We start from the raw sequence: 24,099 nt of genomic DNA, 5'->3' as shown, positions 1-24,099 counted from the left end.
CATACGGAAGTTCGAATATGCGAGGAGGGGAGATCGACGTTCGGGGACGTCGAGACCGCCCAGACCGTACGTACGCAGACCGCAGCACACAGAGCGCACGCACGCAGACCGCCGACTGCGAACGAGCGCCCCAGGAGGTCCTCATGGCCCGCCCCGACGACTCCACGCATATGCGTCTCAATCATGACACCACGTCTGATTACGGGGCCGGTGCGGGGAAGGGCGGATCGGTCCTGGGGATCGGTGTGCCCGAACTCAAGCTGGCGGCGCCCGTGTTCGGCGAGCAGAGCAAGAAGCTCAGCCGCGCTCTCACCACCCTCGTCACCACTCTGGACGGTCTGGGCAAGCCCTGGGGCGAGGACGAGGCGGGTGCGAAGTTCGAGAAGAAGTACCAGAAGAACCAGAAATCCATCGAGAGCACCACGGGCGTGCTCGTGCTCGGCCTCGTCAGCATTCACGAGGCGATCGACGACATGAAGGACGGCCACGTCGACAACGAGGATCTGATCGAGGGCATCTTCACCAAGATCTCGAATCAGCACAGCGACGGCGGGGCCAAGGGCGGCGGCAAGTGAGCATCGAGGACGAGGCGCGGTCGATCCTGGAGAAGATCGGCCTCACCTGGCCCGACGGTGACCCCGACCAGCTCCGCGAGGCCGCCAAGGCGTGGCGGGCCTTCGCCGAGACCGTCGATGACGTCAAGGTTGCGACGAACCATTCCGCGCGCTCGATCATCGACGTCAACAGCGGTAAGGCCATCGACGCGTTCGAGAAGTTCTGGTCCCGCTATGTCGGCGAGGGCGACAAGGGATGGCTGCGTGATCTCCCCAAGTCCGCGCGCTCCATGGCCAAAGGGCTGGACGAACTCGCCGATGAGATCGACACGGCGATGTCCCAGTTGTGGACCGAGATCAGCATCAGCGCCTCGGTCATCGTCGGCGGCATCCTTCTGACAGGTCCCACCCTCGGCGCCTCGGACCTCGCCGCAACCGCTGCCGCGCGCAGCATCATCGCTCTCGGTGCCACGCTGCGCGTGTCCATATCCGCCACCGCGGCCCGGATCGTCGCCGGTGTGCTGGCGGGCTATGCGTTCGCCGGAGTGGAGAGCGCCGCCCTCGACCTGGCTGTCGCACAGCCCATGCGGATACTGGCGGGCAATCAGGACGGCGTCAGCCTGGATGAGGTCAGCAAGGCAGCCAAGACCGGCTCGCTGTTCGGCGCCGCCATGGGCCCGTTCGCCGCAGTGAACGCCGCGGCCAGGCCGCCGATGCTGCGGCGGCCCTCCTCGCTGCGGGACGACCTGATTCCCGCGAGCGCACGGTCGTTCAAGGAGACGCCGGTCAAGGGGGAGCCGGTCGACGTCGCGACCGGCGCGATGCTGATGGAGCAGACCGACCTTTCGCTGCCCGCGTCTCTCCCGTTCACGTTCTCCCGTACGCACCTTTCCTCGTATCGCGCGGGTGTGTGCTTCGGACCGACGTGGACGTCCACGCTCGACGAGCAGGTCCAGCTCGACGCGGAGGGCGTGGTCTTCGCGGCAGCGGACGGCATGCGACTTGTCTACCCGGTGCCGGAGCCGGACGCTCCCGTCCTGCCGGAGAGAGGCCCGCGCTGGCCGCTGGAGTGGGACGGCAAGCCGGACGGGGTCATGACGGTCACCGACCCGGACACCGGCATCGTGCGCACCTTCGCGCACCCGGGCCCCACCCAGGACGACACGACCGTACGACTTCCCGTCGAGTCCTGGCAGGACCGCAACGGCGCCCGTATCGAGGTGGACCGGAACGCGGACGGCGTGCCTACGGCGATACGCCACTCCGGCGGCTACCACCTCGCTGTCGAGAGCGAGGGGCAGCGTGTGACGGCGCTGTGGCTGCTGGATGAGGAGCCGTCTGCCTACACCCTCCAGGACGGGCCGGCCGGCAGGCCCGGCACGCTCGTCGCGCGCTACGGATACGACGCGGCGGGCAACCTCGCCGAGGTCGTCAACTCCAGCGGGAAGGCCCTGCGCTTCACCTACGACGACGCCGGCCGGATGCTCGTGTGGCAGGACCGCAACGGCGTGTGGTTCCGCTATGAGTACGACGCGGTGGGTCGCGTCGTCCGTACCCGGGGCGTCGACGGGATCTACGACGGCACCTTCGCCTACGACGATCCCGCACGCACCACCACATACACCGACTCGCTGGGACAGCGCACGGTGTGCCGCTACGACGCCAACGGCAAGGTTGTCGCCGAGACCGACCCGCTCGGCCACACCACGCGCACCGCCTGGAACGAGCGCGGCACCGAACCCCTGTCGGTCGCCGACCCACTGGGCCGCACCACCCACTACGCCTACGACGCCGACGGCAATCTCACCTCCGTGACCCTGCCCGACGGCTCGTGTGCGTCAGCCACCTACAACGAGCTGCGCCAGCCGCTCACCGTCACCGAACCGGGCGGCGGCCAGTGGCACCACGCCTACGACGAACTGGGCAACCTCACCCGCACCACGGACCCTGCCGGGGCGAGGACCGTCTATCGGTACAACGAGCGCGGCCACCTGACCGCCGTCACCGACGCGCTCGGTCACACCCGCGCCATCGCCCCCGACCGGGCCGGGCTCCCGGCCGCCGTGACGGACGCACTTGACCACACCACACGCGTCGTGCGGGATACCTTCGGCCGCGTCAGCGAGATCACCGACCCGCTCGGCCACATGACACGTATGGCCTGGACGCCCGAGGGCATGCCGTCGTGGCGGGAGGACGCGGAAGGCGGGCGCGAGACCTGGACGTGGGACGGGGAGGGCAACCTCCTCACCCACACCGACCCCGCGGGCCACACCACCCGCCACACTCCGGCCCCCTTCGACGTCCCCGCCACCCGCACCGAGGCGGACGGCGCGACGTACTCTTTCGGTTACGACACCGAGATGCGGCTGACCACCGTCACCAACCCGCAGGGCCTGCACTGGCGTTATGAGTACGACTCCGCCGGCCGCCTCGTCGCGGAGACCGACTTCAACGGCGCCACGCTCACCTACGAGCTCGACCCCGCGGGGCAGATGCTGGCCCGCACCAACGCCGCAGGGCAGACCCTCAGTTACACGCGCGACCCGCTCGGCCGCGTCACCGCACAACAGGACGCCTCCACGGGTGCGGAGACCACACTCGCCTACGACACGGCCGGCGAACTCATACGGGCGGCGAACCCCGACAGCGAGGTCACGCTCACCCGCGACGCGCTGGGCCGCGTCCTCACCGAGACGGTCAACGGCAGGACTACGTCGTACGCCTACGACGCACTCGGCAGACGCACCCGCCGCACCACGCCCTCCGGTCTGACCTCCACCTGGACCTACGACGCCGAAGGCCGCCCGCTGGAGCTGGCCACCGACCACGGCGCCCTGACCTTCACGCACGACGCGGCGAGCCGAGAGACCGAACGCCGCTGCGGCGACGTCGTCCTGTCACAGACGTGGGACGACGCCGACCGCCTCACGATCCAGGCCGCACGCGCGGGCGGTGGCTCCGCACTCCTCCAGCACCGCACGTACACCTACCGCCCTGACGGCCACCTCACAGAGATCACCGAACTGGCCACCGGTACCCGCCGCTTCGACCTCGACCCCGTAGGCCGCGTCACCGGCGTCCGCGCCCACGGCTGGCGCGAGACCTACGCCTACGACACAGCGGGCAACGTGACCTCCGCCGACGCCCCCGCGCACGAGTCAGCGGGCGACCGCGACATAGCAGGCACTCTTGTGCACCGCGCGGGACGCACCACATACGCGTACGACGCGGCGGGCCGCCGCACCTCCACGTGCCGCCGCCTCCTCAACGGCCAGACCCGCACCTGGACCTACACCTGGAACGCCGAGGACCGCCTCACCCACGCGACGACGCCGCACGGCACATGGACGTACACATACGACCCCATGGGCCGACGCACCTCCAAGACGGGGCCCGACAGCAGCGGCCTGACCTTCGCCTGGGACGGCACACGGCTGGCGGAACAGACGACGGCCGAGGGCAACACCACCACCTGGGACTACGCCCCAGGCACGCACCGCCCGTTGTGCCAGACCGACCACACCCCTCTCGTCCGCTCCAAGGACGAATCGCTCCTCACAAAACTCAAGAACCCCACCGCCACCACCCCTCTCTTCCACGCGGTCCTCACCGACCTCACCGGTACCCCCACCGAACTGGTCACCCCGGACGGCCATGTGGCGTGGCACCCCCGCACCACCCTCTGGGGCACCCCCCTACCCGCCCCCCACGACCCCCCGGGCCCTGCTTGCCCCCTCCGCTTCCCCGGCCAGTACGCCGACCCCGAAACGGGCCTCAACTACAACTACTTCCGCTACTACGACCCGGCGACGGCGCGCTATCTGACGCCGGACCCGTTGGGACTGGAAGCGGCGCCGAATCAGCACAGCTATGTGAACAACCCGTTGGCGTGGGTCGACCCTCTAGGGCTGGCGAAGTGCCTGGATGGCATGTCGCAGAGCGGTCAGCGGCCGGCCAAGGGGAAGCGGACCCATGCGGGGCGCGAGTACCAAAAGCACATGGCCCGGGGAGACCTGGCGACCGTGCCGGGGAAAGAACTGGACTCTGCGGGGCAGGACCTTTTGGATGACATCCTCACGAATTCCCGTTCAGTGCAAGTCCCAGTGACTTCGGGGAACTTCGCAGGTGGAACACGGTACGTTATGCCGGATCCGTCGGGGGGTAGAGGATTCGGTGCAACTTTCGATTCAAACGGCGATTTTCAGTACTTTGGTAGGTATTAGCGATGATTGTGCTGCAACCCTGGTCCGAACATCGACGGCACGAGGCTGAGTTCAGCGCGTTGTTGAATCGGGCCTCGCGCACCTATCTCACCGAAGTGCGGTACGTAGTCCCTCATGGAGAGGGGTGGCCCGAGGGGCACAGAACCGACGTGGTGCATGAGGTGGACATGGCCGTGGAGTTGGTCATGGAAGCCGGAATTGTATTGGCTTTTTCCTGGGCGATGGACGGACTCAAAGAGGGCCTGGCAGTCGAGTTGCGAGAAGAAGATGACAGTAGCCGCCGAGCTGCTGAGTGCGCGGTCGAGGTGACCGAACGCAGCGAGTGGGCGCGGTTCCTTGGTCAGTCAGTCACCGGGGCAGGGATCGCATGGCATGTGCCCAATGAGGGGACGCCGGAGATGCCTTGGTCCTTCCGTGTCGACTTCGCGAATTCAGAAAGTATCGTGATCGCGTTGGGGGAGTCAGATGACTCCACGACTTCAGGAATCAGGTACATGCCAGATTCCCTGGTTGTCATCTTCGATAGGTTTCTGGCTGATTCGTACAGGATTCCTGCCAGTGATATTTCGTCGCTAGCCAGTGGATAGATAGACACGGGTGTGGCATTCGGGGCGTGGCTCCGCGACGCCTTTTCTGATCGCTGTTCGAACTGCGAGATCAGGGTTATCCACCTGGAGTGCCTTAATTGGGGATACTTTGACACTTTGCTCCACTATATGTCTAATTTCATTCCGATCGCCACCTTTCTTCGATGTCTCGATCCAGTTCTATATTCAATGCCACGCCAATCTCTTCTTTCAATTTCCGGATCGCAAAAAGTAGGGGTTCGGTCGTCCTGTGTGTACTCCGCCGAACGATTCAGGCGCGTTCCATGGATCTACCTGGAAAGCCGTTCGTCGTGATCAGTTCCATTCACCCGAATCATGCCGTAACCGTTGTGATCCCCAAGGGGGTGAACATCTCGTGAAACCTGGAGTGGAAATCCTCCTGCTGGTTCAGGGATTCCTGTCCGGGCAAGACCAGTCTTTGTCGGCGGTGAATCGGATCGAACGACTCCTACACGAATACTTTCCGGAATCCGCTGCAACGGAGGAACTCGAAGAAGCCCTGTCGCTTTACCGGCCGGGATGTGTTCTTCCCTACTATGATGTGCCAGAAATGATCGACTCGCTACGCGGCGCTGAGCGAAGTCTTTCAGAGCTTCGCTTCTCACACGAGGGCGACGAGTGATGCGAGGTCTGGACCCCTCCCAGCCCACCACCGAACGAGTCACCAGGCCCCGCCTGTGGACCGAACGTTGCTCTGATGTCGGGTGGGCCCGGGGGCTCGCCTCCGCCGACGCGGGGGTCGGCGAGCTCGTTCCAGGGGAGTCGTCCCCGCGCTGAGCATCGGCGAGCGGCGCCTGTACGTCCTGTTCCGCGAGGCATCGGCGCCTCGCATAAACGGTTCGCACGCTTCCGGCGCGTCAGGACCGCCCTTGTGGGTGTGGGTGACCCGGTGACGGGAGCCCGGCTCGTGCCGAGTGTCCTCGCCCCGTTGGAGGGAGGACAGCTCGGGTCGTGATGCTGGGCCCCGCTCCGCGCTGCTGGAGACCGGTGCACCGCTCCCGGAGGCCCCGGGCCGCCCCGCCTCCGGGGAGCAGGTTCGCTGGACTTCTGCGGGATGCCAAGTCCTCGGTGAGCGCAGGACCTCGCTGAGCGCAGGATCCCTCGCGGAGAGCTGCGCGGGAGGGCTCAGACAACGGTCGGCTCAGAAGAACGCCCGGTCGGCCGTGGGGGTCGTGTTGACCCCGAAGTAGTACGCGTCGGCCGCCGCCAGACAGCTCTGGTGCCTGAGCGGGGTCTTGTAGGTGTTCTCGCAGGTGCGGATCAGTTCGGTGCGGAAGCGGCCGTCAATCCAGTTCTTGGTCTCGCGGGTGGGGCTGAGCTTCAGCTCGTGGTTGCCGCCGTAGTTGCGGTATCCGAAGTCGTGCTGGGTGCAGGCCAGGTGGAAGACCTGGCGGTAGGGGGCGAAGGGGCCGGGGACGGAGCAGCCGTCGGTCGTCCAGTTGAACGGGGTGGTGCGCGGGGTCCGCGCGAACTCCTCGTAGCTGAGGTTCATGATCTGGTCCGCCTGCTGCCGGACGGTGGCGTCCGCGCTTGTGCCCGTGTTCGTGCCGGTGCCGGTGCCGGTGCCGGTGCCGGCACCAGGCGACGCCGCCGCCGCGGTGCCCGCGCCCGCGGTCAGCGCGCTCGCGGAGAGCACCAGGGTGAGAACGGCCGTCGACAGGGTGCGCTTGTGCATGGTTCTCCCAGGTCGGAGGGGCTGCGCTGGTCGCGCGACCTGAGAACGAGGTGCCGGGGCGAAGGTGTTGGCCCACCTGCGCGCTCCGAGGGCCTCGAGAAACCCTCTTCTCGGACGGGGGCTGCACACACCAGCCGGGGGACCGCATTGGCCGTCGGGGCCATTTGGAAAGCGGTCGGGAAGCTTCTGGGAATCGCCCTTGAATCGGCACCGGGAATGGTGGCTCGGAGAACCCCAACAGCGGGTCGTCACCATCTGCGCGCCGACACGGGTCACGCCCCGTACCGACGTGGCACACGGGTGTACTACGTACTACGGCCTGGCGGACAGGGGCCGCGGCTCACCGGGACGACGTCCTCCGGGGGACGTTTGTGTGTAACGCCACAAAGACGTCAAAGGATCTCTCCGGAGTGGCACTCTGCTCCGAACCGGACTACTCGGCACCGCTTCGGCTCCCCTTGCGTCCGCGACAGCCACACGAGCCACACAAGCCACACAGTTCCACAGCCCCACACAAGCCCGTCACGCGCACAGCACGGCCCGCATCCCGGCAGAGCTAGCGCACGACCCGGGAAGCAGGCGACCGCCCGTGACAGCTCTTGCCCGCTGGTGTCTGAAGCGCCGCGTACTCGTTCTGCTGCTCTGGCTGACCGCACTCGCCGGAGCCGTGACGGCCTCGGCCCTCGCCGGCAGTTCCTACTCCAACGACTACGAGGCCCCGGGCACCGAGTCGGGCAAGGCCGCCCAGCGGCTGGAGTCCGCCTTCCCGGACCGGAGCGGCGACGACGACACCCTGGTGTGGCACACCGACAAGGGGAGCGTGCGCGCCTCGGCCGTGCGGGACCGGATGGCCGAGACCCTGCGCGAGGTCGAGAACCTGCCGGGCGTCGGCTCCGTGCAGTCCCCCTACGGTGCCGACGGCGGCGAGCGGATCAGCCAGGACGGCCACACCGCGTACGCGAGCCTCACCTTCGGCAAGCCCGCCGAGGAGCTGGACGAGAAGCAGGTCCAGCGCGTCGTGGACACGGCGAAGAGGGCGGCGGGCGACGGGCTCCAGGTCGAGGCCGGCGGCTCCGGCATTTCCGTCACCGAGACCCCCAAGGCACACCTGGCCGAGATCATCGGGCTGGCCGCGGCGGCGGTCGTGCTCTATCTGGCCTTCGGCTCGCTCTGCGCGACGCTCCTCCCGCTGATCACAGCCGTCGTCGCCGTCGGCACGGCCGCCGCGGGCATCGGGCTGCTCAGCCACATCATGACCGTCGCCGACTTCGCGCCCATGCTGGGCATGCTCATCGGCCTCGGCGTCGGCATCGACTACGCGCTGTTCATCGTCACGCGTCACCGCAGAGGACTGCGCGCCGGGCTGCCCGTGCGCGAGGCGGCGCTCAATGCCGTGACCACCTCCGGCCGGGCGGTGATCTTCGCGGGGGCCACCGTGTGCATCGCGCTGCTGGGCATGCTCATCCTGCGGCTCAGCTTCCTCAACGGGGTCGCGCTCGCCGCCTCTCTTACCGTCGTCCTCAGCGTCGCCGCCTCCGTCACGCTGCTGCCCGCGCTGCTCGGCCTGCTCGGGATGAGGGCGCTGGGGCGGCGCGAGCGCCGGCGGCTGGTGGCGAACGGGCCGAGCCCCGACCGGCCCACCGGCTTCGCCATGCGCTGGGCGGCCTTCGTCGAGCGCCATCCCAAGGTGCTGGGCGCGGTGGCCGCCGTGCTCATGGCCGTCCTCGCGCTGCCCACCCTCGGCCTCCATCTGGGCACCTCCGACCAGGGCAACAACTCCGCGACCAGCACCACCCGCAAGGCGTACGACCTGCTGGCCGACGGCTTCGGGCCCGGCAGCAACGGGCCGCTGACCCTCGTGGGCGAACTGGACGGCGCCGGGGACAAGCTCGCCTTCGATCACCTGCCCGACGACCTGCGCCGCACCCCGGGCATAGCCCAGGTCAGCGGGCCGGAGTTCAACGGCAGCGGGGACACCGGCGTGATCACCGTCGTGCCCGACACCTCGCCCCAGTCCCAGGCCACCTCCGACCTGGTCGACACGCTGCGCGGCGAGGTGCTGCCCAAGGCCGAAGAAGGCTCCACGCTCCAGGTGCGGGTCGGCGGCGTCACGGCGGGCTACGACGACTTCGCCAAGATCATCATTGGCAAGCTCCCGCTCTTCGTCGGCGCCGTCGTCGGCCTGGGCTGTGTGCTGCTCCTGCTGGCCTTCCGCAGCATCGGTATTCCTCTCAAGGCGGCGGCCATGAACATCGCCGCGGTCGCCGCCGCCTTCGGCGTCGTCGTCGCCGTCTTCCAGTGGGGCTGGGGCAGCGAAGCGCTGGGCCTGGGCAGCGCGGGCCCCGTCGAACCCTTCCTGCCCGTGATCATGGTGTCCGTCCTGTTCGGGCTCTCCATGGACTACCAGGTCTTCCTCGTCAGCCGGATGTACGAGGAATGGCGGCTGACCGGCGACAACAGACGCTCCGTCCGCGTCGGCCTGTCCGAGACCAGCCGGGTGATCAACTCCGCCGCCGTCATCATGATCGCGGTCTTCGGTGCCTTCGTGTTCAGCGGAGACCGGATGATCGCCATGTTCGGCATCGCGCTGGCCGCCGCCGTCGCGCTGGACGCCTTCGTGCTGCGTACCCTGCTGGTGCCCGCGCTGATGCATGTGCTGGGCGGTGCCAACTGGTGGCTGCCGGGCTGGCTGGAGCGCCGGCTTCCGCGCATCAGCATCGAGCCGGGCATCGTCGATCCGACGGCGACCGCCCCCAAGGCACCGCATGCCCCGGAGGTCCCGAAGGTCCCCGAGATCTCGAAGGTCCCCGAGGCGCCCGAGGTACCCGGGGTCCCGGCCGTCGCCGAGTCCCCGACGGCCCCGGTGGCCTGAGACGTCCCTCTGTCCACGCAGCGCACAGAATTTCTCATCGGTCTCTCAGAAACGACACCTACCGTGACCGCCTATGGCTACCGAAAGCACGAAGACCACGACTGACAAGACCCCCGCGACGGACGAGAGCGCACCGGAGGAGACCACCGGAGCGAAGTCCGCGGCCGAGGACCGGGACACCGCCGGGGCCCTGCGCAAGGGCGGGGAGAAGAAGGACCGCGACGAGGCGTCCGAGGAGCCCAGGGACGCCGTCGGCCCTCGGGACGACGATGCCGCTGACGACCTCGCCGACGACGAGGACGCGGACCACGAGGCCGAGCTCGACGCGGCCGAGGCGCGGGAGCGGGCCTCCGGCGGGGGCTGGGGCGCGGGCGCAGCCGCAGTCGTCAGCGCGGGCCTCGGCCTGGCCTCGCTGACCGGCACCTCCTTCGGGGAGATGCTCCGCGAGCGCAAGCAGCTCATCGGCCAGATCTCCAGCGGCGCCCAGGGCTCCGGCGGCTCGGCCACCGAACAGGTCAACTCGCTCTACGGCGCGCCCTGGCACGCCGCTGCCGTGGTCAACGGAATCTTCGCGGTCCTCGCCGTCGTCGTCGGCGGGATCCTGCTGGCGATGCTCAACGGGCGCGTGGGCGCCAAGCCGTGGATGAAGGCCGTCGGCCTGGGCGGTGTCGTCCTCGGGATCATCGGCCTGATAGTCGCCGGTGGCATGTACTTCGACCTGTTCGCCGCGCAGCCCGAGGTCCCCGCGACCGGCGGTGCGGGCGCCGGTGCGGGAGCCGGCCAGTAAAGGCAGGGCTCGGCCGGGGCTCGGCAAGTCGGGCCTCCGGCGGGTGGCGTACGGCACGAAGGCGGCTCCCCGCCCGGGACCGCGACCCGGCAGAGGCGGGCGGCAAGACGGCCGCTGGAGTGGGCCGGGCCCCTGCCGCCAACGCCCATGGCCCATGTGGGACCCGGTGGTTGTCCCGGACGGGGCGCCGACGGCCCGCCGCTCGCGCCTCCTTCACCCCCGCGCCGCGCGGCGCTCCCGCCGTGCCGGCGGCGGCGGAGGAGGGCCGCGAGGCCGGGCCGGCCAGGCTGCCGCCCGGCCTACCGCTGCCCGCCGCCGAGGCGGCGGAGACGTCAGGCCGTGCACTCTCCGGCGTCCGTGCACTCTCCGGCGTCCGGGCCGAGCTGGGCGTCCCCGGCGCCCGCATCGCCTCGTGCGGCAGCGGCACCGCGATGGGCCTCATCCGTACCGGCCCGCGGTGAGGCGGGCAAGCGGGCCTCCCGGCTGCCGCTGGTCAGCCCTTCCGCTGCTCGGGCGGGCGGACGGTGACCCGGCCGGAGGCGAGGTCTATCGGGCCTTTGCCCGGGTCTGGGCTTCCGGCCTCGAAGCGGGTGTGCTCCAGCCGCTGCCGCTCGTCCTCGCTGTGCTTGCGGCTCGGCGAGAACAGCTCGTCGATCAGGTTGAACATATGGCCCCCTCAGCTCCCCTCAAGCTCAGCTCACCTTGAGCCGGAGGATGCGGTCATCCCCCTTCTGGGGCGATCCCCGCCCGTCCGTCTCGCTGGTGACGAGCCACAGGCCGTCCCCGCCACCGCTGTGATCGGGCACGACTGTACGAAGACGTCCGTACTTCCCCTTCAGGAACGCCTGGGGCTTGGCCGCGGGTTCCGCGCCCTTGAGGGGAATGCGCCACAGCCGCTCGCCGCGCAGCCCGGCCATCCAGACCGAGCCCTTGACGACGGCCGCGCCGCTGGGTGAGGAGTCGGCGGGCCGCCACTGCTCGGCAGGGTCCTGGAAGCCCTTCTTGCCGGCCTTGCCCTCGGCGTCGGGCCAGCCGTAGTTCTTGCCCGGCTCGATGAGGTTCAGCTCGTCCCAGGTGTCCTGGCCGAACTCGGAGGCCCACAGCCTCTTGTCCCGGTCCCAGGCCAGCCCCTGGACGTTGCGGTGCCCGTAGGAGTAGACGACCGAGTCGGACTCGGGGTTGCCCTGGCCGGGAGGGTCACCGTCGGGCGTCATCCGCAGGATCTTGCCGCCGAGCGACTTCTTGTCCTGGGAGAGGCCGCCCTCCCCGGACTCACCGGTGCCGGCGTAGAGCATCTCGTCCGGGCCGAAGGCGATCCGGCCGCCGTTGTGGATGGTGCCCTTGGGGATGCCCTTGAGCAGGGTGTCCGGGGCGCCGAGCTGGTTGCCCGGCTCCTTCTTCTCGTCGTAGACCATGCGCACGATGCGGTTGTCCGACTCGGTGGTGAAGTAGGCGTACACCATCTTCGGGTCGTCGGACGGCACTGCCAGGCCCATCAGCCCGCCCTCACCGGCCGCCGCGACGCCGGGGACGGTGCCCACCTTGGTCTTCTTCCCGCTCTTGCCGTCCACCCGCAGGATCTGCCCGCTGTCCCGCGAGGACACCAACAGGTCCCCGTCCTGGAGCGCGGCCAGGCCCCAGGGGGACTTGAGCCCGGTGGTGAGCGTCTTGACGACCTTGACCGAGCCCTTGGCGGGGGCCGCCGAGGCGCTGGGATCCGCGGACGCGTCCGAGGAACTGTCCCGCCCGCCCGGCTCCTCGCCACCGCCCCCGTCCTCGCCGGAGCACCCGGCGGCAAGCAGCATCGCGAAGGCCGTGAAGGCAACGCCCACGCTCACACCCGTCGTTCGTCGCACGTTCCGCTCTCCTCGGTCCTCGGCAGCGCACTCGTCCTGGAACAGGGCCCTCCCCGCGGAGGGTCCGAGTGTCCATAGGGGACCACACCGCGCGGTGCCGCCGCGCGGGTCTCAGTCCCAGGAGCCGCGCGCCACCGGCAGGGCGCCGATCTCCACCAGGTCCTCGGCGGTGAGCACGAGGTCCGGGGCGCCCGCGTTCTCCAGGGCCCAGTGCGGCTTCTTCGTGCCCGGTACGGGGATCACATGGCACCCCTGGGCCAGCAGCCAGGCGAGGGCGACCTGGGCGGGTGTCGCGTTTCCGTGACGGCGGGCAACCCGGCGCAATCCGGCGACGATGGGCTGGTTGGCGGCCATCATCTCGGCCGTGAACCGCGGATGCCGCGCGCGCACGTCGTCCGGTTCGAAGCCGCGCCCCGTGGTCAGCTCCCCGGTCAGATAGCCGTTGCCCAGCGGCATCGCCGCGAGGAAGCCCACCCCGCGCGCGTCGCACCACGGCAGCAGCGTCTCCAGCGCCTCCCGTGACCACACGGACAGTTCGGCCTGCACACCGCTCACGGGGAAGACCTGCTGCACCCGTTCGAGCTGCCGTATGGTCGCCTCGTGGATGCGGGTTCCCGCGCGCCTGTCCGCGCGGGCGCCAACGGCGCAGAAGCCCAGCGCCCGCACCTTTCCCGCCGTCACCAACTCCGCCATCGCACCCCAGGTTTCCTCCACCGGGACCTCGGGGTCGGCGCGGTGCAGCTGGTACAGGTCGATCACGTCGGTCTGGAGCCGGCGCAACGAGGCGTCGCAGGCACGTTTCACGTAGCTGGGGCGGCCGTTGGCCACGATGTGCTGCTCGCCCACGAGCAGCCCGCACTTGGTGGAGACGAAGGCGTCGGCACGGCGCTCCTTGAGTACCCGCCCGACCAGCAGTTCGTTGGTGAAGGGGCCGTACATATCGGCCGTGTCCAGCAGGGACATCCCGCGGTCGAGGGCGGCGTTCACGGTGCGCAGCGATACCTCTCCGCGCTGCTGCGAGGTGGAGTAGGCCCAGTTCATCGGCATACAGCCGAGGCCCACGGCGCCCACGCCGAGGGCTGCCGCACCGATCGTCCTGCGCTCCACCTGGCTCCTTGCTCCCTCCCGAACGGCCTCCAAACTAACGGTTGCCTCCGGTGTCCCACACATATCTTCTCGTCACACGGGTCACGACCCCGAACCGGCTTTCCCCCCGGCTCCCGGTGGGGCGGTAACCCCGCCTAGTCTCTCCCCATGGCTTCCGCGACCGAGATCTGGCTTCCGCTTCCACCCGACTCCGTCGAGGGGCTTCCGGACTCCCTGACGTACCGCTACTGGGACGGAGGGGAGGATTTCCCGGCGGACCCGGCCGACTGTGCTTTCTACGTCGTTCCCTATTACAAGGGTGCTGAGATCGCCGTACGGCCGCTCGCCCGGATGACGCAGGTGCGGGTCGTGCAGACCCTCACCGCGGGCATTGATCACATCCTCCCCGCCATCCCGCGCCTCCCCGCCGGGACACGCGTGTGCAACGCCCGTGGTGTGCACGACGCGAGCACCGCCGAACTCGCCCTGGCGCTCACCCTCGCATCCCTGCGTCACCTCCCGGAATCCGTCCGCGCACAGGATCGCGGAGAGTGGCAGCCGGACTTCATGCCGGCCCTCGCCGACCGCACCGTGCTGATCGTCGGCTACGGCGCCATCGGGGAGGCCGTGGAGAAGCGGCTGCTGCCCTTCGAGGTGGCCGCCGTGCACCGCGTCGCGCGCTCCGGGAGGGCGGCGCCGCTCGGCCCCGTACATCCCCTGAGTGATCTCGGTCAACTGCTGCCGCTCGCCGACGTGGTGATCCTCGCGACCCCGCTCACCGAGGAGTCCCGCGGACTCGTCGACGCGGACTTCCTCGCCCGGATGAAGGACGGAGCGCTGCTGGTCAACGTCGCGCGCGGGGGAGTGGTGGACACCAAGGCGCTGCTGGCGGAGGTCGGCACTCCGGCATCCGCGCCCGGCGCGGAGGACGGCGTTCCGGGGCGGCTTCGCGCGGCGCTCGATGTGACGGATCCCGAACCGCTGCCCCGGGATCATCCGCTGTGGCGGGCGCCCGGTGTGCTGATCACCCCGCACCTCGGAGGGATCACCTCCGCCTTCTACCCCCGTGCCAGGAGGTTGCTCGGCGAGCAACTGAGGCGCTGGGCGGCCGGTGAGGAGCTGGAGAACACGGTGGCCGTGGCGTAGCCCTCGTAAACCCTCCCGGGCCGTCAGAAGCCACGCTACGGAGGCGTACGACTGCACCCTGTACCGGAGCCCCCTCTTGTCGTTACCGTCTGTATTGGGACTATGTCCCTGAGTGACGAACCTGGTGTATCGTCCCGATCGGGGGGCGAAACCCGGACACGAGGGGGGCGACGGGCGAATGCACGATCAACGGACGAACTGCCGCGCGCGGCACAGGGACCGCGCAAGCCGACACCTCAACAGCCGTACGCGGCCCCCGCGTTCGGCGGCGGACCGCAGGGCCGGGCGGCCCGGCACCGTCAAGAAGCCGCCGTCCGTACGGGTGGCGCGATGACTACCCACGAAGCGGCCCCCAGGCGGGGCCGGTACTGGACGACCACCGCCACCGCGGGCCCTGTGGGCACCGGTCGGAGCCGCACCGCGACGCCGGAGCCGCGCGGAGGGGGCTCCGACGGCGCGGGACGGGCGGGGCTCGTACCGCAGTTGACACTCGCGGCCGTCTGCGCCGCCTACGCACTCGGCTCGGCCCTCGGCTGGGGCTCGCGGACCGTCGCCCTGATCATGGGCGACTTCGGGCTCAGCGCCGCCGCGTTCCTCGCGGCCGGCTCCTGCCTGTGGTATGCGCGCACCCTGCGTGCGGGCGCGGGTCAAAGGGGAGAGTCCGGGCAGCGGGACGTCAGCCGCCCGGCCTGGGTGCTGTTCGGCATCTCCTCGCTGATGGCCGCGCTCGGCAACGGCGTGTGGGGCTGGTACGAACTGGTGCTCGGGGAGCTGGTACCCCGGCCCTCGATGGCCGACTTCTGCTTCCTGCTGTTCGCACCCCCGGCCATCGTCGGCCTGCTGGTGCTCGCCAAGCGCCCGGTCACCCGTGCCGGCTGGGCCTGCCTCAGCCTCGACGCCTGGCTGATCGGCGGCTCGCTGCTCACCTTGTCCTGGTCCCTCGCGCTCGCCCACACCGCCTACTGGCAGGGCGACTCGGTGGCCAGGGCGGCGCTCAACCTCGCCTACCCGCTGCTGGACATCGTGCTGGTCAGCATGGTGCTCGTGCTGCACTTCCGGCGGGCCTCGGCACACCGCAGCGCCATCAACACGGCCATCGGCGCCCTCGCGCTGACCGTGCTGTGCGACGCGCTGTTCACCTCGCCGATGCTGCGTGAGCGCTACGCCTCGGGGCAGATCCTGGACGCCGGCTGGTTCGCCGGCTCGCTGCTGCTCGCCTACGCGCCCTGGGTCGCCAGGCGCGAGTCCCGGGACGCGCAGCACGAGGCCGAGCCGGAGCCGCTGGCCACCGCGCGGGAGGCCGAGGCGCGCGCCACCCACCCCAGCCGCCCCATCGCGGGCTCGCTGACGGCGCTGACGCCGTACCTGGCCGCCGCCGTGTGCACCCTGGGCATCCTCTACAACTCCCTGGACGGCCGCGAGATCGACCGCGTCGTGCTGTTCACCGGCTGCACCGTCGTCCTCGCGCTCGTGCTGCGCCAGGGCATCATGCTGCTGGACAACATCACGCTCACGCAGGAGCTGGCGCAGAAGGAGAACCACTTCCGCTCCCTGGTGCAGGGCTCCAGCGACGTCATCATGATCGCCGCCTCCACCGGAATACTGCGCTATGTCTCGCCCGCCGCCGCCGGGGTCTACGGCCGGGAGGCCGACCAGCTCGTCGGCTCCGAGCTGTCCTCGCTGGTGCACCCGGAGGACCTCGGCCAGGTGCTGCACGAGCTGCGCCGCTTCCTCGCCACCTCCTCCGAGCACGAGTCCTGCACGAGAATCGAGTGCCGCTTCCGGCACGGCGACGGCCACTGGCTGAACGTGGAATCGACGGTCAACCGCTACCAGGGCGGCCTCATCTTCAACAGCCGCGATGTGACCGAACGCGTACGGCTTCAGGCGCAGTTGCAGCACAACGCCTCCCACGACGCGCTCACCGACCTGCCCAACCGGGCGCTGTTCACCGAGCGCGTGCGCCAGGCCATCGGCGGGCGGCGTGGTGGCGACTGCGGCACCGCGGTGCTCTTCATCGACCTGGACGGCTTCAAGGCCGTCAACGACACCGTCGGCCACCAGGCCGGGGACGAGCTGCTGGTGCAGGCGGCCCGGCGGCTGCACGAGTCCGTGCGCTCCGGGGACACGGCGGCCCGGCTGGGCGGCGACGAGTTCGCCGTGCTCATCCGGGGCGACGGGGAGCCGGGCCAGACGCCCGACGCCGAGCGCGAGCTGCGCATCCACGACATCGCCGACCGGCTCAGGCTCACCCTCTCCGACCCCTACCGGGTCGAGGGCACGGAGGTGCGGGTCGCCGCCTCCATCGGTATCGCCTTCGCCGAGCCCGGGATCACCCCGAGTGCCCTGATGCGCAACGCCGACCTGGCCATGTACCGCGCCAAGCAGGCGGGCAAGGCGCGCGTCGAGCTGTACGCGCCGCAGATGCAGGCCGAGGTCGTCAAGCGTGCCGAGCTGGCCGCGCGGCTGCGCAGCGCGCTGCACGACGGCGAGTTCGCGCTGCTGCACCAGCCGATCGTGGAGCTGTCCAGCGGCAAGGTCACGGCCGTGGCCGCGGAGGCCCGCTGGCGCTCGGCCCAGGGCATCTTGTTCACACCGGCGGAGTTCCTGCGCACCGAGGGCGCCTCGGCGCGCGAGGCGCGGGGCGCCGGGGGCGAGCGCGCCGCCGAGGTGAGCCGCTGGCTGCTGGAGGAGGCCGTACAGCAGGCCGCGGCACGCCAGCGCGCCGGATACGGAGCGCCGGTGACGGTACGGCTTCCCGCGCGGCGGCTGACCGAGCCGGGGATGGAGCCGCGCAGTGTGGGCGCGCTGCTGGCCCGGCACGGGCTGGCAGCGGCGCCGGGCCACACCGGCGGCGCCGCGCTGGGCGTGCCCGCGGGGTCCGCCGGACTCCCCGGGGCACCGGGGGCGCTGATCCTGGAGCTGTCCGACAGCGACCCGCGTATCCCGCTGGACGAGCTGGAGCGGCGGCTGACCGCGCTGCGGCGGCTGGGCGTGCTCATCGCGCTGGACGGCTTCGGCAGCGGGATCTCGGGGGGTGCCTCGATCTCCGCGCTGCGCCGGCTGCCGGTGGACATCCTGCGGCTGGACAGGGGGCTGACCGACGGCATCGTGGAGTCCTCCCGGCAGCGCAAGATCACCGCCGGGCTGCTCAGGATCGCCGGGGACCTGGGACTGACCACCGTCGCGGAGGGGGTGGACCTGCCCGAGCAGGCGACGCTTCTGCGCGAGATGGGCTGCACCCACGGCCAGGGCGCCGTCTTCGCAGGCCCGCTGGATGAGCACAGGCTGCGCAGGGCGCTGGCACGCGGTGTCTACGCGGTGCCCGAGTCCACCCGCAGCGGTGGCGCCTCGGGGCACGGCGAGGAGCACCCCGGCAGTCATCAGGGAGGCCATCCCGGGACGCGTCCCGGGGGCAGGGCCGTGGCGGTCGCGGGCGCGCTGCCGGTACGGCAGGGGGGTACCGCGGGGCCCGACCCTGTGACCCATTCCCCGCTGCGCTCGAATGCTGAGACGCCTGTCCCACCCACTTGACACTCGGGGCTTGACGGGGAGAGGGTCAAGACCATGCGCACCCGAATTCTCGTACTTGGAAAGCGCGTCAGCTGACCGGGGTTCCCACCACCCCGCGACCACAGCGGCGCGCTCCCCTCGCTTGCCTCACGGCACGAGGGGTTTTTTGTTGCACCAGCACCCGAGTACACACCGGCATAACATCCCCAAAACCGCCCAAAAAGAGCGTCAACCTCACTCTTCGAGAAGAGATAAGCCGATGACCGAGCAGGCCACCGGGGCCCCCAAGCCGCAGCCGCGGGCCCGAAACGGCGGACAGCAGCAGCACTCCGTTCCGGCGCAGGCTGCCCCCCGTATCACGGGCGCCCAGTCCCTCATCCGTGCTCTTGAGGAAGTCGGCGCCGACACGGTATTCGGTCTTCCCGGCGGTGCCATCCTGCCCGCCTACGACCCGATGATGGACTCCGCCAAGGTCCGTCACGTCCTGGTCCGCCACGAGCAGGGCGCGGGCCACGCGGCCACCGGTTACGCGCAGGCCACCGGCAAGGTCGGCGTCTGTATGGCCACCTCGGGCCCCGGCGCCACCAACCTGGTCACCCCCCTCGCCGACGCGCACATGGACTCGGTGCCGCTGGTCGCCATCACCGGGCAGGTGGCCTCCGGCGCCATCGGCACGGACGCCTTCCAGGAAGCCGACATCTGCGGCATCTCCATGCCGGTCACCAAGCACAACTTCCTGGTCAGGGACCCCGACGACATCCCGAAGACGATCGCGGAGGCCTTCCACATCGCCTCCACGGGACGGCCAGGGCCGGTCGTCGTCGACATCGCCAAGGACGCGCTCCAGGGCCAGACCACCTTCCAGTGGCCGCCCACCACCGACCTGCCCGGCTACCGCCCGGTCACCAAGCCGCACAGCAAGCAGATCCGCGAGGCCGCCAAGCTGATCGCCGAGGCCCGGCGCCCGGTGCTCTACGTCGGCGGCGGTGTGCAGAAGTCCGGCGCCACCGCGGAGCTGAAGGTGCTCGCCGAGCTGACCGGCGCACCGGTGACCACCACCCTCATGGGCATCGGCGCCTTCCCCGACAGCCACCCCCAGCACCTGGGCATGCCCGGCATGCACGGCACCGTCGCCGCCGTCACCGCGCTCCAGAAGGCCGACCTGATCGTCGCCCTGGGCGCCCGCTTCGACGACCGCGTCACCGGCAAGCTGGACTCCTTCGCGCCGTACGCCAAGATCGTCCACGCCGACATCGACCCCGCCGAGATCGGCAAGAACCGCGTCGCCGACGTGCCGATCGTCGGGGACGCCCGCGAGGTGCTGGCCGACCTGGTGGTCGCCTTGCAGGCCGAGGCCGCGGCGGAGCCCGGCGCCGCCTCCACCGACCGCTACGCCGACTGGTGGGCCCAGCTGAACCGCTGGCGCGACGCCTACCCGCTGGGCTACGACCTGCCCGAGGACGGCTCGCTCGCCCCGCAGCAGGTCATCGAGCGCATCGGCGAGCTGGCCCCGGAAGGCACCGTCTTCGCCGCCGGCGTCGGCCAGCACCAGATGTGGGCGGCGCACTTCGTGAAGTACGAGCAGCCGGCCACCTGGCTCAACTCCGGCGGCCTGGGCACCATGGGCTACGCCGTTCCCGCCGCGCTCGGCGCCAAGGTCGGCATGCCGGAGCGCACCGTGTGGGCCATCGACGGCGACGGCTGCTTCCAGATGACCAACCAGGAGCTGGTCACCGCGGCTCTCAACGGAGCGCCCATCAAGGTCGCCATCATCAACAACGGCGCGCTGGGCATGGTCCGCCAGTGGCAGACCCTCTTCTACGACCAGCGCTACTCCAACACCGTGCTGCACAACGGCGAGGTGGGCGAGCCCAACCGGGGCACCCGCGTCCCCGACTTCGTCAAGCTGGCCGAGGCCATGGGCTGCGTCGGGATCCGCTGCGAGGACCCGGCACAGCTCGACGCGGTGATCGAGAAGGCCAACTCCATCAACGACCGCCCCGTCGTCGTCGACTTCATCGTCCACGAGGACGCCATGGTCTGGCCTATGGTCGCGGCAGGCACCTCCAACGACGAGGTCATGGCGGCGCGCGGCGTGCGCCCCGACTTCGGCGACAGCGACGACTGAACCGGAACGGAAGGCACCGACAGATGTCCACCAAGCACACGCTCTCCGTTCTGGTCGAGAACACCCCCGGCATCCTCGCCAGGATCGCCGCCCTCTTCTCACGCCGGGGCTTCAACATCGACTCGCTCGCCGTCGGCGTGACCGAGCACCCCGACATCTCGCGGATCACCATCGTGGTGAACGTCGAGGACCTGCCGCTGGAGCAGGTCACCAAGCAGCTCAACAAGCTGATCAACGTCCTCAAGATCGTTGAACTGGAGCCGGCGTCCGCCGTCCAGCGCGAACTCGTCCTGGTGAAGGTCCGCGCCGACAACGACACCCGCTCCCAGATCGTGGAGATCGTTCAGCTCTTCCGCGCCAAGACCGTCGATGTCTCGCCGGAAGCCGTCACCATCGAGGCCACCGGCAGCAGCGACAAGCTGGAGGCGATGTTGAAGATGCTGGAGCCGTACGGCATCAAGGAACTGGTGCAGTCCGGCACGATCGCCATAGGACGCGGCGCCCGCTCCATCACCGACCGGAGTCTGCGCGCGCTGGAGCGTTCCGCTTGACCGTCCGCCCCTGACCAGCCCCGCCCCGCCGTCATAGGTTGGGCAGCACCATTCCATCAGTACAAGGAGAAACTCCCAGTGGCCGAGCTGTTCTACGACGACGACGCCGATCTGTCCATCATCCAGGGCCGCAAGGTCGCGGTTCTTGGATACGGCAGCCAGGGCCACGCCCACGCGCTGTCCCTGCGTGACTCGGGCGTCGATGTCCGGGTCGGCCTGCACGAGGGCTCCAAGTCCCGCGCCAAGGCCGAGGAGCAGGGCCTGCGCGTGACCACGCCGGCCGAGGCGGTCAAGGAAGCCAGCGTGATCATGGTGCTGGTCCCGGACCCGCTCCAGGCCAAGATCTACGAGGAGTCCATCGCCCCGAACCTGAAGGACGGCGACGCGCTCTTCTTCGGGCACGGGCTGAACATCCGCTACGACTTCATCAAGCCCCCGGCCACGGTCGACGTGTGCATGGTCGCCCCCAAGGGCCCGGGCCACCTGGTCCGCCGGCAGTACGAGGAAGGCCGCGGCGTCCCGTGCATCGTGGCCGTCGAGCAGGACCCGAGCGGCAACGGGCTGGCGCTCGCCCTGTCCTACGCCAAGGGCATCGGCGGCACCCGGGCCGGTGTGATCAAGACCACCTTCACCGAGGAGACCGAGACCGACCTGTTCGGCGAGCAGGCCGTGCTCTGCGGTGGCACCGCGGCGCTGGTCAAGGCGGGCTTCGAGACCCTGACCGAGGCCGGCTACCAGCCGGAGATCGCGTACTTCGAGTGCCTCCACGAGCTGAAGCTGATCGTGGACCTCATGTACGAGGGCGGCCTGGAGAAGATGCGCTGGTCGATCTCCGAGACCGCCGAGTGGGGCGACTACGTCAGCGGCCCGCGGGTGATCAACGACCAGACCAAGGTCGAGATGAAGAAGCTGCTGACCGAGATCCAGGACGGCACCTTCGCCAACAACTGGATGGCCGAGTACAACGCGGGTCTGCCCAAGTACAACGAGTACAAGAAGGCCGACCAGGACCACCTCCTGGAGACCACGGGCAAGAAGCTGCGCGGCCTCATGAGCTGGGTCGACGAAGAGAAGTAGCCCTCCGGGCCGGAGGGTGGGCACGAGCTGACCCGCACCCGGCGACGACGGTGTACGGCCCCAACCGGGCGCCGCCCGTGGTTCGCCGGGTGCGGAGCGTGGGCGCCTGCGGGCTCCGGCGTGCCCACCCGTTCCGCCCCTTGCGGAACGATCGCCCACGCCGGTGGGGCAACCGGCGACATCCCCCGTGCCCTCTTCCACCCGCGGCTAGACTGCGTAGCAACCAGGCTCACAGCGTCGTGCGTCTGCCCCTGCGCTCCGCGGGGATGACCCTCCGCGCACTTCATCGCGGTCAGCCGAAGGGACTCGGCCGACCACCTGCCCCGCCATCGTGGCGCGGGGACGATCCGCCAGGACTGGAGACCACGTGAGCAAGCCCGTAGTACTCATCGCCGAAGAGCTGTCGCCCGCCACCGTCGACGCACTCGGTCCGGATTTCGAGATCCGGCAGTGCAACGGCGCCGACCGGGCCGAACTTCTCCCCGCTCTCGCCGATGTCGATGCCGTCCTCGTCCGCTCCGCCACCAAGATCGACGCCGAGGCCGTCGCGGCTGCGGGCAAGCTGAAGGTCGTCGCCCGGGCGGGCGTGGGCCTGGACAACGTCGATGTCCCCGCCGCCACCAAGGCGGGTGTGATGGTCGTCAACGCGCCGACCTCCAACATCGTCACCGCCGCCGAGCTGGCCTGTGGCCTGCTGATCGCGACGGCGCGCAACATCCCGCAGGCCAACGCCGCGCTCAAGAACGGCGAGTGGAAGCGCAGCAAATACACCGGTGTGGAGCTGAGCGAGAAGACCCTCGGCGTCGTCGGCCTCGGCCGCATCGGCGTGCTGGTCGCCCAGCGCATGTCCGCCTTCGGTATGAAGGTCGTCGCCTACGACCCGTTCGTGCAGCCCGCGCGGGCCGCGCAGATGGGTGTGAAGCTGCTTTCGCTGGACGAGCTGCTGGAGGTCTCCGACTTCATCACCGTCCACCTCCCCAAGACCCCCGAGACCCTCGGGCTCATCGGTGACGAGGCGCTGCGCAAGGTCAAGCCGGACGTGCGGATCGTCAACGCGGCGCGCGGCGGCATCGTCGACGAGGAGGCGCTGGCCGAGGCGGTCAAGGAGGGCCGGGTCGCGGGCGCCGGCCTGGACGTGTACGCCTCGGAGCCGTGCACCGACTCCCCGCTGTTCGCCTTCGACCAGGTCGTGGCCACGCCGCACCTGGGCGCTTCGACGGGTGAGGCGCAGGAGAAGGCGGGCATCGCCGTCGCCAAGTCGGTACGGCTGGCGCTGGCCGGCGAGCTGGTCCCGGACGCGGTCAACGTCCAGGGTGGCGTGATCGCCGAGGACGTGCGCCCGGCGCTGCCGCTGGCCGAGAAGCTCGGCCGGATCTTCACCGCGCTCGCGGGCGAGGTCGCCGTCCGGCTGGACGTCGAGGTGTACGGCGAGGTCACCCAGCACGACGTCAAGGTGCTGGAGCTGTCCGCGCTCAAGGGCGTGTTCGAGGACGTGGTGGACGAGACGGTCTCCTACGTCAACGCACCGCTGTTCGCGCAGGAGCGCGGCGTCGAGGTGCGGCTGACCACCTCCAGCGAGTCGCCCGAGCACCGCAACGTGGTCACCGTGCGCGGCACCCTGTCCAACGGCGAGGAGATCTCCGCCTCGGGCACCCTGGCGGGCCCCAAGCACCTCCAGAAGATCGTGGCCATCAACGACCACGGCGTGGACCTCGCGGTCGCCGACCACATGGCCTTCCTGCGCTACAGCGACCGCCCCGGCGTCGTCGGCACCGTCGGCCGCATCCTGGGCGAGGCGGGCATCAACATCGCCGGGATGCAGGTCTCCCGCGCGGAGGAGGGCGGCGAGGCCCTCGTCGCGCTGACCGTCGACGGCACGATCGACGCCCCGGTGCTCGCGGAGATCGCCGGAGAGATCGGCGCCACCCGCGCCCAGGGCGTCAACCTCACGGACTGACGCCGGGCCCCGGAAACCAGGGGCCGGCCGACGGAACGGGACCGCGCGGAGAACTTCGTGCGG

At 70.0% G+C, this 24,099-nt stretch carries 17 protein-coding genes; 13 read left to right on the top strand and 4 right to left on the bottom strand.

Annotated features, from left to right (window positions below):
• Positions 1 to 143: 143 nt before the first annotated feature.
• From OHB04_RS12615 to OHB04_RS12600, 4 genes are all read left to right on the top strand, one after another.
• Complete coding sequence (locus OHB04_RS12615) at positions 144 to 575, top strand: hypothetical protein (RefSeq protein ID WP_326687773.1); 432 nt, start codon at positions 144 to 146, stop codon at positions 573 to 575.
• Positions 572 to 4,780 (top strand): DUF6531 domain-containing protein, encoded by a 4,209-nt coding sequence (locus OHB04_RS12610; protein WP_326687772.1) that lies wholly within the window; start codon positions 572 to 574, stop codon positions 4,778 to 4,780. The genes OHB04_RS12615 and OHB04_RS12610 overlap by 4 nt, the downstream gene beginning before the upstream one ends.
• A 149-nt stretch (positions 4,781 to 4,929) precedes the next feature.
• Positions 4,930 to 5,367: a hypothetical protein gene (locus OHB04_RS12605; RefSeq protein WP_326687771.1), complete on the top strand. Its 438-nt coding sequence runs from the start codon at positions 4,930 to 4,932 to the stop codon at positions 5,365 to 5,367.
• Positions 5,368 to 5,743: 376 nt separating this feature from the next.
• Positions 5,744 to 6,010, top strand: coding sequence for a hypothetical protein (locus tag OHB04_RS12600; RefSeq protein ID WP_326687770.1), 267 nt, complete (start codon positions 5,744 to 5,746; stop codon positions 6,008 to 6,010).
• 519 nt (positions 6,011 to 6,529) lie between these two features.
• Here the strand turns inward: OHB04_RS12600 and OHB04_RS12595 are convergent.
• Positions 6,530 to 7,063 carry a phospholipase A2 gene (locus OHB04_RS12595; RefSeq protein WP_326687769.1) on the bottom strand — a complete coding sequence of 178 codons (534 nt, stop codon included), beginning with the start codon at positions 7,061 to 7,063 and terminating at the stop codon, positions 6,530 to 6,532.
• Positions 7,064 to 7,652: 589 nt separating this feature from the next.
• Here OHB04_RS12595 and OHB04_RS12590 point away from each other — a divergent pair.
• The 3 genes from OHB04_RS12590 (at position 7,653) to OHB04_RS12580 (ending at position 11,183) form a co-directional block, all read left to right on the top strand.
• Positions 7,653 to 9,935: an MMPL family transporter gene (locus tag OHB04_RS12590; protein WP_326807462.1), complete on the top strand. Its 2,283-nt coding sequence runs from the start codon at positions 7,653 to 7,655 to the stop codon at positions 9,933 to 9,935.
• Between the two features lie 73 nt (positions 9,936 to 10,008).
• Positions 10,009 to 10,722: a hypothetical protein gene (locus OHB04_RS12585; protein ID WP_326807461.1), complete on the top strand. Its 714-nt coding sequence runs from the start codon at positions 10,009 to 10,011 to the stop codon at positions 10,720 to 10,722.
• A gap of 170 nt (positions 10,723 to 10,892) precedes the next feature.
• Positions 10,893 to 11,183 (top strand): hypothetical protein, encoded by a 291-nt coding sequence (locus OHB04_RS12580; protein WP_326807460.1) that lies wholly within the window; start codon positions 10,893 to 10,895, stop codon positions 11,181 to 11,183.
• Positions 11,184 to 11,215: 32 nt separating this feature from the next.
• Here OHB04_RS12580 and OHB04_RS12575 read toward each other — a convergent pair whose 3' ends face one another.
• The 3 genes from OHB04_RS12575 to OHB04_RS12565 form a co-directional block, all read right to left on the bottom strand.
• Positions 11,216 to 11,389: a DUF6191 domain-containing protein gene (locus OHB04_RS12575; protein WP_326687766.1), complete on the bottom strand. Its 174-nt coding sequence runs from the start codon at positions 11,387 to 11,389 to the stop codon at positions 11,216 to 11,218.
• 25 nt (positions 11,390 to 11,414) lie between these two features.
• The gene (locus OHB04_RS12570; RefSeq protein WP_326809436.1) at positions 11,415 to 12,527 is read right to left on the bottom strand and encodes a PQQ-dependent sugar dehydrogenase; all 1,113 of its coding nucleotides are present in this window, start codon (positions 12,525 to 12,527) and stop codon (positions 11,415 to 11,417) included.
• A 162-nt stretch (positions 12,528 to 12,689) separates the two neighbouring features.
• Positions 12,690 to 13,685 (bottom strand): aldo/keto reductase, encoded by a 996-nt coding sequence (locus OHB04_RS12565; protein WP_326687765.1) that lies wholly within the window; start codon positions 13,683 to 13,685, stop codon positions 12,690 to 12,692.
• Between the two features lie 147 nt (positions 13,686 to 13,832).
• On the opposite strand from OHB04_RS12565, the gene OHB04_RS12560 reads away from it, so the two are divergent.
• The 6 genes from OHB04_RS12560 to serA all read left to right on the top strand — a co-directional run bounded on the left by OHB04_RS12560 (position 13,833) and on the right by serA (position 24,036).
• Positions 13,833 to 14,810, top strand: a complete 978-nt coding sequence (locus tag OHB04_RS12560) for a 2-hydroxyacid dehydrogenase (RefSeq protein WP_326687764.1) — start codon at positions 13,833 to 13,835, stop codon at positions 14,808 to 14,810.
• A 330-nt stretch (positions 14,811 to 15,140) separates the two neighbouring features.
• The gene (locus tag OHB04_RS12555) at positions 15,141 to 18,344 is read left to right on the top strand and encodes a putative bifunctional diguanylate cyclase/phosphodiesterase (RefSeq protein ID WP_326687763.1); all 3,204 of its coding nucleotides are present in this window, start codon (positions 15,141 to 15,143) and stop codon (positions 18,342 to 18,344) included.
• 238 nt (positions 18,345 to 18,582) lie between these two features.
• The gene (locus OHB04_RS12550) at positions 18,583 to 20,451 is read left to right on the top strand and encodes an acetolactate synthase large subunit (RefSeq protein WP_326687762.1); all 1,869 of its coding nucleotides are present in this window, start codon (positions 18,583 to 18,585) and stop codon (positions 20,449 to 20,451) included.
• 23 nt (positions 20,452 to 20,474) lie between these two features.
• Positions 20,475 to 21,002 (top strand): acetolactate synthase small subunit, encoded by a 528-nt coding sequence (ilvN, locus tag OHB04_RS12545; protein WP_326687761.1) that lies wholly within the window; start codon positions 20,475 to 20,477, stop codon positions 21,000 to 21,002.
• 78 nt (positions 21,003 to 21,080) lie between these two features.
• Positions 21,081 to 22,079 carry a ketol-acid reductoisomerase gene (gene ilvC / locus OHB04_RS12540; protein ID WP_326687760.1) on the top strand — a complete coding sequence of 333 codons (999 nt, stop codon included), beginning with the start codon at positions 21,081 to 21,083 and terminating at the stop codon, positions 22,077 to 22,079.
• Between the two features lie 367 nt (positions 22,080 to 22,446).
• The gene (serA, locus tag OHB04_RS12535; protein ID WP_326687759.1) at positions 22,447 to 24,036 is read left to right on the top strand and encodes a phosphoglycerate dehydrogenase; all 1,590 of its coding nucleotides are present in this window, start codon (positions 22,447 to 22,449) and stop codon (positions 24,034 to 24,036) included.
• Positions 24,037 to 24,099: the final 63 nt, after the last annotated feature.

The sequence above is a fragment of the Streptomyces sp. NBC_01775 genome, assembly GCF_035917675.1.
Taxonomy (GTDB): Bacteria; Actinomycetota; Actinomycetes; order Streptomycetales; family Streptomycetaceae; genus Streptomyces.
The sequence above is the reverse complement of the archived record's forward strand: the minus strand, read 5'-3'. Positions and strand labels throughout refer to the sequence as shown.